Genomic DNA, 7659 nt, shown 5'->3' on the forward strand with positions numbered 1-7659 from the left:
CATCTTCAGCATTTAAACCCAAGTCTAAAAATATTATTATTTTGTCAATTTTGCTATTTAAATCCAGTAACTCGTTTGAGACATTAGTTATTGAGAAAAGAAAAAGACTGTTCATCAGTATAGTTATAGCAAGCATAAGCCATGCGCATAATACTAGGTTATTCATATACCCTCTCTACATTATTGCTTCGTTTAAGGCATTCTTATCTACAATCGCCTTGTGTATACTAGATCCAGTTAGATTAGCTCTAAATAAATCAGCTCCTTGCAAATCAGCCTCCCTTAAATCGCTATCACGAAAATCAGCTCCAAATAATTTTGTATCTCTCAAATCAGCATATTTTAAATATGCTCCTTGGAAGTTAACGCCTCTTAAATCCTCTGCTCTAAAGCAAACTCCCACCAAGTAAGTGTTGCTAAAGTCTGCTTTCTCGCCCTTAGAGCTGTCTTCAAGCCATAACTGATGCCGTCTTAAAATTATCGGCAAGTTTCTATACGAAATCTCTCTTTTTCTTATGTCTAGGTTCATATCTTCTCTCCCATAATTATCCAATCATTAGCCATAATGTCATCTCTGTCAAAGTCACAGTACTCCTCATTGTGCAATATACCATAACCTTTACGACGTATATTTTTTCCTGATTTATAAGCTTTTAAAGCTTCCTCAAATGTATGTAGTTTTTTATTTTTTACTACATGCCAATCTTCAGATAAAATATCCTCAACAGTAGGTTCAAAATTTTTAAAACCATGTTCTGTTTCATTTTCATGCTCAATATAAAGATTGCCACTCCAATCAGAATAAAATACTTGAGTGTCACCTCTCATAACCTTAATAAATCCCTGTTCTTTTATTAGTTTTATTGCTTCTATAAAATTCATTTCTTAGTCCTATTAATTTATTGATTATAATTATTCTCAAAACTACTTATAATTGCTTCTCCTAAAAATTCCGGAATTAACGGCACGACTGCATTGCCTAAAGCCATGAGACGCTGCCTACGACTTCCGCTTTCTGTCCAGCTACTTGGAAAGCCCATAAGCCATTCCACCCAATCAGGATTTAGACGCCCCTCTTTTAGTCTAGCTATTGATTCCGGTTCTGCTCCCCATTGTTCAATTCCTCGTGTGCGATAGTACAAGCTAATCTGCTCTTGCTTACATATTGCGCTAGTTTCTTGAGATCCCCAGTATCCTTGTAATCTCAGGCAGTTGGGGTCGGAAAGAATCTTACATGTCTTGCTAATCCCAGACTCCCCGATGTCCCATTCTTGGTGTGCTTCCGAATACTTCCGCTCGAAGTCATCTTGTAGATATCCTCCTTGCCGATTATATCTCCCACAGTCGCATCGCTTGCAGTCGGCGTCGGTAGCATTTTTACAACCGTCTCCAAGTGTGGACTCTGTCTCATCCTTTCCGACGGACAATCCGACTTTGCCGATGCAAGTGGGGTAGGCCATAATCCAGATTCTATCCCGTCTGTGAGGCGCACCAAAGGCAGAAGCTGGTATGCAATGCCATTCTGCATCATACCCGATCTCCCATAAATCTTGCAGGACGGCGACAAGTCCTTTACTACGAAGGTTAGCCACGTTTTCGATAATTGCATATCTTGGTTTGAGCTCATTAATTAATCTCTTAAATTCTTTCCAAAGCCCCGATCTTGAGCCATTAATTCCAACTTGTTTTCCTGCGCAAGAAATATCCTGACAAGGAAAACCTCCTGCAATAATGTCAATTTGCTTTAGCGTTTTAAAATCGTCTTTAGTTAATTTTGATATATCTGGAAATATCGGAATATCACGCCAATGTGTTTTTAGTATTTTTTGACAAAAAGAGTCCTTTTCACAAAAAGCCACTGTTTGCATTCCTGCTTTTTCTAGCCCGAGAGAAAATCCGCCTATCCCCGAAAAGACATCAAATACCGATAATGATTTTTTAAGCATCTCTTTCCTAACTAAATGGTATTTCGTCATCGTATATTGTTGCCTCTGGCATAGCTTGTTTTGTACCGCTTTCTATCTTGTACCTGCCGTTACTCTGCTCTGTTGTATCAGTCTTTTCTTTTGGATACGTTAGAATATTAAACTCGGTAACTAGTACTTCAATATTTGCTTCAGCTGTTCCGCTGCTGGTCGTATAAGCTTTAGCCTTAGGTATTCCTCTGACAAATAAACCCATCTTGTCTTTGACGTACAGCTTAATAAGTTTGGACATCGTTTCAGAATTGGATTTGCATTCAAACCAACTAGTATCTTGCTTTTCTTCTCCATTCTTATCTTTGTACTTCCTGTTCACACAAAGCTTAAACACTACCCAATTCGGATAATCTCGTTCATTCGGGCATCTTGCGTCTTGATACACGTAGCCTATCAGCTGTATTTCTGCGCTATTCCGCATTTTTGTTTACCTCTTCGTATGTCATTCTAAAAATCTCATCATTACAAGGATATAACTCACCTTTTACCCCTTATATAAGCCAATTACCCTTTGTTATGGTCATCTCTCCCTCTTTTGTGGCTATAGCAAAAGATTCAATTGTTAGGTGTTTTGTATCAGCAAAAATTAATCTAATCGTATGTTCTTTAAAAGCTTCATTTAGCCAGTCAGGGTATTCGTCAAAATGATCTTGTATTTTATCAGAAACGCAATCTATAAATTGCACAGCTTCAACCACTATTGGCTTTTTCTTGTATCTCATCAAAACCCTCCGTTTGGTTTGTAAATTCTTGGTCTCTGGCTATTATTTTCATAATGCAATTCAAGAGTTACTTTGTTTTGTGAAGCCGCCATTTTCTTAACCACTCCTTCAATTGCAGTCTCGAATCTGCTGTAAATGCTATCAACATAAAAAGTTGAACCTGTTAGGATGATTCTGTTGTTTGGCGCATCTTCACTAACTCTTAGTTTATCAAACCAAGCGTTGAGAATATGATCACCCGTTTTTTCTGGAAAATACTTGAGTAGCTCATTTTTGAATCGATCCCATTTTAGGCAATTTGATTGAGCTTGCATAACCTTGCTAACCTCTTCTATCGGCACGAGTCTTTCTGTAACTGAGGTATTTACCATTTTTATCTCAGAACCATACGTCATATGAACGCAAGTTTTTAGCTTTTGTTTGTCATGTTCAGAGAAGATAAATTTAGCTCGTATACTGATTCCTAGCTTGTTTGGCTCAAGTTCCGTAAAGGTACAATTCTCCATGATTTCCTCACTGGTTTTGCTATCAAATGCCTTGAAGATCTCAGCCTTCAACTGCGTTATTTGGTCTATTCGCCCTGTATTCACACTGCCCTCCTCGCTAGATATGCTTGCAGTCTCTTCCACTAAAATCCGTGATTTCAGTTGTACGATTTTTTCGTACGGTTGCTCTTCCAGCTGGTCACAATTGACCACCTTGCTTGCCACAACACGGATTTCTTCTGCTTGGTAAACCTTGGCTAGCTCCGCAAGAGAGCTAATAGCCAAGGTTGGAACTTCGATAATTGGTTCTTGCGGTGCTGGTTCAGGTTTTGTGTTTGAGATTTGTACGATTTTGTAAGGTTGAATTTTTACCTCACGCGCGCACGCTAAAGGAGTATTAACTTCAATAGGAGTACTAGAGAAAAAAGAAGAAGAATAAGCTTTAGCTTCTTCTTCTTTTTTCTTACCGTTATTGGGTATTACATATATGTTGTCCAATTTTTGTTGGAGAGGGGGGCACGAATTTTTGCATAGCTCTACTTGGTTTTGAGGAGTAGTTAATACCTTTTTTTCTAGACCAATTTCACTATAGAAATGAGGCGTGTCTTTCCATACTAAAAGATACATATTATTGTTAAATCTTTTACCGTGATAATATTCAGTTCTAAAATCTCTAGTAAGTAAACCTAACTTTTCTAATAAGACCAATTTTCTTCTGATTAACTCAGTAGTACATTTATGCTTATTAGCTAAATACTCATAACCTATCTGCCACCCATAGCCGCTTAGCTTTGACGAGTAGACTATATTACCTTGGATATTTGTTTTCTTAGGCTTATACCAAGACCTAGCTTCTGTGTAGATATCGATAGCCAGATAATCTGCTTTGCCACTCTCAGTAAGAATGATATTGTATAAAGCCTCTATTCTGATATTCCCTTCTTCCTTTAAGAGGTTCTTTTTATTATTGGCTTTTTTATTGAGTTTAGATTGGGCTTTCATGCAACCCCTCTTAATCTTGGTAACAACACTATCTTTTGTTTTTTTATTTGATTTGGAGTGCTTAATACAAAAACCTCTTTGTAATCTTTTCCCTTTCTTAACTCATAGAAAGATTGACTCAACTGCTCTTTTTGTCTAAAAATATAATCACTACATCCGCCCCTATCGGAACGTTTAGAATTGCGCGCTAAAGAAACATCTAACTCTATATCAAATACAATAGCTATTGTCGGTATATGATATTTACAAGCCATTTTTAGATAACCTTGTCTATCTTCCAATCTCGTGTTTGTGGCATCAATTACTGATAGTTTTTTTGCTTGTAGACGCTTAACTAATATCTCATTAAGCAATTGAAAGCCTGGTTGCAAAAATCTCATATCAGTTTCGCTGTCGCAAATATTAGCTCGGCATACATCTGAAGAAATAATTTGGGTAGGCAAAAAATGTTTCTTTGCAAAAGTAGTTTTTCCAGAACTTCCTACACCAACTAGTAATATCAGTGATGGGTCTTCTATTATAATCTCATTAATATTTTTGTTATCACTCATGCATTCCCTCCTGAGAGTTTCACAAATCCTTGCGGTGTTTCTATTTTATGGGTGTAATATTTATCGGCATCTGTTTGTGGTAAAAGAAAACCCTTTGAAGTTTTTAGCTTGTTTTCTATAATTTCAAATCTGCTAGATTGATGTAATAGCTGCAAAAAACGCTTACCGAACAAGTACAAAACCGAGTAATCGCCGATACAGTACATCCATGCATTGTCTTTTTGATAAATGCCAGCGTCGTAATAGCTTTGATCTAACGTTACTCTTTGCTGTACCTCGATCCAAAAATTCTTGGTATTAGAAAAGTGCTGATCGTATTTAATCTCAAAACCTTGAGCATTTTCGCCTATCTTAAATTGCCAATCCTTGCTTTGAAAATTAACTAAAGGTATATGTAGCTCATGTAAAAATAGAGCCGCGCAATGATCTTGAAATTCTTGTCCTATAGGCAATCTTTCTTGATACAATTGTTTATAGTATTCAGCATTCATTCCCATAAACCTCCCAACCCTCCACTTTCTTACGAGAAAACAATTCTATTTTGTTGCCGTACGTGTACAGAGTTTCGATTATGTTTCTAAATTCTTCGGGCTTTTCTGAGTGCCTACCTGTGCGCTCTATAGTTTGAACGGAATTAGGACGCTCTGTATTATCAGGAGTACCTCTGCCCTTTGTAGCAATCATTAAATGTTCGTGTCGTACAGATGTGTAATTTCCTAGATTAGGCTTTACCTTGTTCCAAATAATATTTGTCTTATACTTAAATCCCCATGCATTCACTACTTCAAAAGCCTCCTCTAACAACGGAGCAGTTGTCCACATAAATAGTACTGCATCATCTTCGGCCAATTCTTTAACCGGCAAAGCCTTAATATCCTCTAAACTCATTGTGTTGTAGTGATCAATAGCACCACCCATACCAGAGCGTTCATCACCATAACTCCAAGGCGGATCGGCATAAATAACTCGGTACTTACCTTCAGGCCACTGGGTAGCTATATTTGTGGTTAGACGTTCTTCGGAGCGAATATTGTTGTAAACTTTCTTGATACTAGAATTCCCAGAGGCTACTTCAGCTTTCTGTTCTTTAGTGCCTTTGCGTTGGATAACGTCATATTGTTCAGCTGTTGTATGGCTAACACCTGCTTTTTTGGCTATCTCACCTAATGCACCTCTTCCTCTAGTTTCATGTTCCACTTCTCTCCGTTGCCCAACTAGTGGGGCAACGGTAGACTGGCTTATCTTTGAGGTTTCTTCTTCAACAAATTGTTTTAAATTAGCCAACTGACGACTTTTAGCCTTCTCAGCTTCGAACTCCTTGAACTGATATGCTAAAGCCAGTCTTGTCTCTGTGGATAAATTCCTACGGCTAAACTGGTTATTTATCATCCATAGCTTTACGTCTAGTTCAGTTTCTAATTCTTGTTTCTTATTTACTGTGGTGAATGGAATATAATTTTTATGGCATATAGCATAACGATGGTGACCGTCTATTATGGTATTGCCCCAAGTTACTAACGAATCACGGCAACCTTCAGCTATTATACTTTCTTCTAAGCTTTCTAGCTCCTCAAGAGACAATGGAGGTATTAACTCTTGGAATTCAGTGTTTATATTTAGTTCCCTAATCATGCATTCCCCCCTTCGACTATCAAAAGAATATTTTGTTGATCATTTTGCGCGCGACTTATGACATATGCCCACAGTGCAACCATGTCGAAATGTTCTAATTCTTCTCTTGCTGAGTTCATTTAAACCTCTTCGTGGTTAGTTCTTCTATATTCAGTATCAATTCTGCTAAAGTTCCTGCATCCCTTGCAAAGACATCTTGGCCAGTTTCTCCAGCTTCAATCATCCGAATAATGCGTTTGGCGATCTTTTGTAAGTCATCAATCATTGTTGTTCTCCTTTCATTATGGTTTCTAAGATCTCATGGCACTCAGCTTCTTTTGTGATAGCCATATGCCTTATTTTTGTTGCCAATTCTGCCAGATCGCTATTTATGTTTTTCACTCTTGCTGCTAATAATTCTGCATGTGAATATAGATCGTTTAGTGCTTTTCTTTCTTCATCCAGATCGACTAAACGTGAGTCATTCATTAGATTTCCCCCTTATTGATGCTATCTAAGAATGTGTTGTAGTCCGTTTTTTTTGCAGTAGACATATGAGCTATCTTTTCCAGGATAGCTTCTGCCTTTTTGGCTATTAACTTTACATCGTCATATAACTGATTTAACTCAGTTACATCTTCGAGCATGCATCTAGCTTCTTTCATTTGTGATCTAGTAGGTTTAGTCATTCTCCCCCCCTCCCAGTGCATTAATTTGTTGTACATTGAATCCAAGAGATTATTTCTTACATCAAAAGCACAATATGCTAAGTAACGCCTAACTTCCGAGTCTCTAGGTAAGCTTTGCGCAGTTTTGTCGATTAATTTTGTTACCGCATCTATTGCTGTAATAATTTTTGTGTAAAATTCGCTCTCCAGCTCACTTAGTTGCCTAGTCATTGATTTGCTTCGTTAAAAATGTGTTGAAAAGTAAGGTGTTTGGATATGTGGTAATTGACTAGTTGGGTCATGTGATTAATCTCGTGCAAAATATTGCAAAAAAATTATATCAATAGATATATATTTTGTTTTGTCATGATATTTAAGTGATGGCATTACTTTGACCACTCCTATTAACTCTAAGCGTTTTAGTATTTTTTTTACTCCTCTATCTGTTGTTACCTCAAAAACATTATGTAATTCTGTTAACGTTTTTTTCCCTTCAAAGCACACCATATATTCATCGAGAGCCATAGTGCAAATAAGTCTACGTAAATATGATCCGTCAAGTATAGTCAGCCCTCTAGAAATACATTCGATATCGGGTCTGTCCATCTAAGTGTGTAAATTCCTTATAGGTTATATAATCA

General features: G+C 37.3%; 14 protein-coding genes. All 14 read right to left on the minus strand.

Annotated features, from left to right (window positions below; translation table 11 throughout):
• Positions 1 to 175: 175 nt before the first annotated feature.
• Positions 176 to 529, minus strand: coding sequence for a pentapeptide repeat-containing protein (locus Megvenef_RS06180; protein WP_322777105.1), 354 nt, complete (start codon positions 527 to 529; stop codon positions 176 to 178).
• Positions 526 to 882, minus strand: coding sequence for a hypothetical protein (locus Megvenef_RS06185; protein WP_322777106.1), 357 nt, complete (start codon positions 880 to 882; stop codon positions 526 to 528). The genes Megvenef_RS06180 and Megvenef_RS06185 overlap by 4 nt, the downstream gene beginning before the upstream one ends.
• A gap of 17 nt (positions 883 to 899) precedes the next feature.
• On the minus strand, positions 900 to 1946 hold the full coding sequence (locus Megvenef_RS06190) for a DNA cytosine methyltransferase (RefSeq protein ID WP_322777107.1): 1047 nt from the start codon (positions 1944 to 1946) through the stop codon (positions 900 to 902).
• 7 nt (positions 1947 to 1953) lie between these two features.
• Positions 1954 to 2400 (minus strand): single-stranded DNA-binding protein, encoded by a 447-nt coding sequence (locus Megvenef_RS06195; protein WP_322777108.1) that lies wholly within the window; start codon positions 2398 to 2400, stop codon positions 1954 to 1956.
• Between the two features lie 70 nt (positions 2401 to 2470).
• Positions 2471 to 2701, minus strand: coding sequence for a hypothetical protein (locus tag Megvenef_RS06200; protein WP_322777109.1), 231 nt, complete (start codon positions 2699 to 2701; stop codon positions 2471 to 2473).
• On the minus strand, positions 2701 to 4188 hold the full coding sequence (locus Megvenef_RS06205; RefSeq protein ID WP_322777110.1) for a hypothetical protein: 1488 nt from the start codon (positions 4186 to 4188) through the stop codon (positions 2701 to 2703). Before Megvenef_RS06205 ends, Megvenef_RS06200 begins: the two co-directional genes overlap by 1 nt.
• Positions 4185 to 4739, minus strand: coding sequence for an ATP-binding protein (locus tag Megvenef_RS06210; RefSeq protein ID WP_322777111.1), 555 nt, complete (start codon positions 4737 to 4739; stop codon positions 4185 to 4187). Before Megvenef_RS06210 ends, Megvenef_RS06205 begins: the two co-directional genes overlap by 4 nt.
• Entirely contained in the window at positions 4736 to 5230 is a 495-nt protein-coding gene (locus tag Megvenef_RS06215) for a hypothetical protein (RefSeq protein WP_322777112.1), read from the minus strand. Before Megvenef_RS06215 ends, Megvenef_RS06210 begins: the two co-directional genes overlap by 4 nt.
• Positions 5220 to 6371, minus strand: coding sequence for an MT-A70 family methyltransferase (locus tag Megvenef_RS06220; RefSeq protein ID WP_322777113.1), 1152 nt, complete (start codon positions 6369 to 6371; stop codon positions 5220 to 5222). Before Megvenef_RS06220 ends, Megvenef_RS06215 begins: the two co-directional genes overlap by 11 nt.
• Positions 6368 to 6490, minus strand: coding sequence for a hypothetical protein (locus tag Megvenef_RS06225; RefSeq protein WP_322777114.1), 123 nt, complete (start codon positions 6488 to 6490; stop codon positions 6368 to 6370). Before Megvenef_RS06225 ends, Megvenef_RS06220 begins: the two co-directional genes overlap by 4 nt.
• The gene (locus Megvenef_RS06230; protein WP_322777115.1) at positions 6487 to 6636 is read right to left on the minus strand and encodes a hypothetical protein; all 150 of its coding nucleotides are present in this window, start codon (positions 6634 to 6636) and stop codon (positions 6487 to 6489) included. Before Megvenef_RS06230 ends, Megvenef_RS06225 begins: the two co-directional genes overlap by 4 nt.
• A complete protein-coding gene (locus Megvenef_RS06235; RefSeq protein ID WP_322777116.1) occupies positions 6633 to 6839 on the minus strand; it encodes a hypothetical protein in 207 nt (68 codons plus the stop codon). The genes Megvenef_RS06230 and Megvenef_RS06235 overlap by 4 nt, the downstream gene beginning before the upstream one ends.
• A complete protein-coding gene (locus Megvenef_RS06240; RefSeq protein WP_322777117.1) occupies positions 6839 to 7249 on the minus strand; it encodes a hypothetical protein in 411 nt (136 codons plus the stop codon). The genes Megvenef_RS06235 and Megvenef_RS06240 overlap by 1 nt, the downstream gene beginning before the upstream one ends.
• Positions 7250 to 7324: 75 nt before the next feature.
• Positions 7325 to 7624, minus strand: a complete 300-nt coding sequence (locus Megvenef_RS06245) for a hypothetical protein (protein WP_322777118.1) — start codon at positions 7622 to 7624, stop codon at positions 7325 to 7327.
• Positions 7625 to 7659 lie beyond the last annotated feature (35 nt).

The sequence above is a fragment of the Candidatus Megaera venefica genome, assembly GCF_034554655.1.
Classification (GTDB): Bacteria; Pseudomonadota; Alphaproteobacteria; order Rickettsiales; family Rickettsiaceae; genus Megaera_A; species Megaera_A venefica.

Coding starts and splice junctions, on each gene's coding strand:
- Megvenef_RS06185 (WP_322777106.1), bottom strand. CDS start 882: ATGAATTTTATAGAAGCAATAAAACTAATAAAAGAACAGGGATTTATT.
- Megvenef_RS06225 (WP_322777114.1), bottom strand. CDS start 6,490: ATGAACTCAGCAAGAGAAGAATTAGAACATTTCGACATGGTTGCACTG.
- Megvenef_RS06230 (WP_322777115.1), bottom strand. CDS start 6,636: ATGATTGATGACTTACAAAAGATCGCCAAACGCATTATTCGGATGATT.
- Megvenef_RS06220 (WP_322777113.1), bottom strand. CDS start 6,371: ATGATTAGGGAACTAAATATAAACACTGAATTCCAAGAGTTAATACCT.
- Megvenef_RS06205 (WP_322777110.1), bottom strand. CDS start 4,188: ATGAAAGCCCAATCTAAACTCAATAAAAAAGCCAATAATAAAAAGAAC.
- Megvenef_RS06240 (WP_322777117.1), bottom strand. CDS start 7,249: ATGACTAGGCAACTAAGTGAGCTGGAGAGCGAATTTTACACAAAAATT.
- Megvenef_RS06190 (WP_322777107.1), bottom strand. CDS start 1,946: ATGCTTAAAAAATCATTATCGGTATTTGATGTCTTTTCGGGGATAGGC.
- Megvenef_RS06235 (WP_322777116.1), bottom strand. CDS start 6,839: ATGAATGACTCACGTTTAGTCGATCTGGATGAAGAAAGAAAAGCACTA.
- Megvenef_RS06210 (WP_322777111.1), bottom strand. CDS start 4,739: ATGAGTGATAACAAAAATATTAATGAGATTATAATAGAAGACCCATCA.
- Megvenef_RS06195 (WP_322777108.1), bottom strand. CDS start 2,400: ATGCGGAATAGCGCAGAAATACAGCTGATAGGCTACGTGTATCAAGAC.
- Megvenef_RS06245 (WP_322777118.1), bottom strand. CDS start 7,624: ATGGACAGACCCGATATCGAATGTATTTCTAGAGGGCTGACTATACTT.
- Megvenef_RS06200 (WP_322777109.1), bottom strand. CDS start 2,701: ATGAGATACAAGAAAAAGCCAATAGTGGTTGAAGCTGTGCAATTTATA.
- Megvenef_RS06180 (WP_322777105.1), bottom strand. CDS start 529: ATGAACCTAGACATAAGAAAAAGAGAGATTTCGTATAGAAACTTGCCG.
- Megvenef_RS06215 (WP_322777112.1), bottom strand. CDS start 5,230: ATGAATGCTGAATACTATAAACAATTGTATCAAGAAAGATTGCCTATA.